Source organism: Oleiphilus sp. HI0079 (assembly GCF_001635105.1).
On record NZ_LWFT01000803.1, the window covers coordinates 1 to 948 of the forward strand.

A 948-nucleotide genomic window follows, 5' to 3' on the forward strand; every position below is an offset into this window, starting at 1 on the left:
TCATCAGATTTCGCGTTGAATGCGAGTCTAAGAAATTAAGCAAAGGAGCTTCTGAATGGCACAGTACGTGTTCACTATGAATCGGGTTGGTAAGGTCGTCCCACCCAAACGCGAAATCCTCAAAGATATTTCCTTGTCTTTCTTTCCAGGCGCAAAAATTGGCGTACTTGGTCTGAATGGCGCAGGTAAATCCACTCTACTTAAAATTATGGCGGGCGTTGACCAAGATTATACGGGCGAAGCGCGCCCACAACCCGGAATCAAAGTGGGCTACCTCCCTCAAGAGCCGCAACTTGATGAAGAAAAAGATGTTCGCGCAAACGTTGAGGAAGGGCTTCGGGAACTTAAAGACGCACTGACTAGACTCGATCAAGTCTATGCTGAATACGCTGAGCCGGATGCAGACTTCGACGCACTCGCTGCAGAACAAGCGAAGCTGGAAGCGATCATCGAAACTGGCGACGGCCATAATCTAGAGCGGACACTAGAAGTTGCCGCGGACGCCCTTCGTCTGCCACCCTGGGATGCCGATGTTGCCACGCTATCAGGCGGCGAAAAGCGCCGTGTAGCGCTTTGCCGCTTACTTCTCTCTAAGCCAGACATGCTTCTTCTCGACGAACCGACCAACCATTTGGATGCAGAAAGCGTTGCATGGCTTGAACGCTTTCTTCACGACTACCCAGGTACCGTAGTGGCCATCACACACGATCGATACTTTCTCGACAACGTTGCCGGCTGGATTCTTGAACTGGATCGAGGCCACGGTATCCCCTTCGAAGGGAACTATTCTCAATGGCTCGAAGCCAAAGAGAAACGCCTTGAGATTGAGCAAAAGCAAGAAGATGCGCGCCAACGCAGTATTAAATCTGAGCTGGAGTGGGTTCGCAGCAACGCCAAAGGGCGTCATGCGAAGAGCAAGGCTCGCCTTCAGCGCTTTGATGAACTCAA

General features: G+C 51.5%; 1 protein-coding gene. It reads left to right on the plus strand.

What is annotated here, in order from left to right:
• Positions 1-55: 55 nt before the first annotated feature.
• A partial coding sequence (locus A3750_RS14975) for an ATP-binding cassette domain-containing protein (RefSeq protein WP_156498616.1) occupies positions 56-948 on the plus strand: 893 nt, incomplete at its 3' end.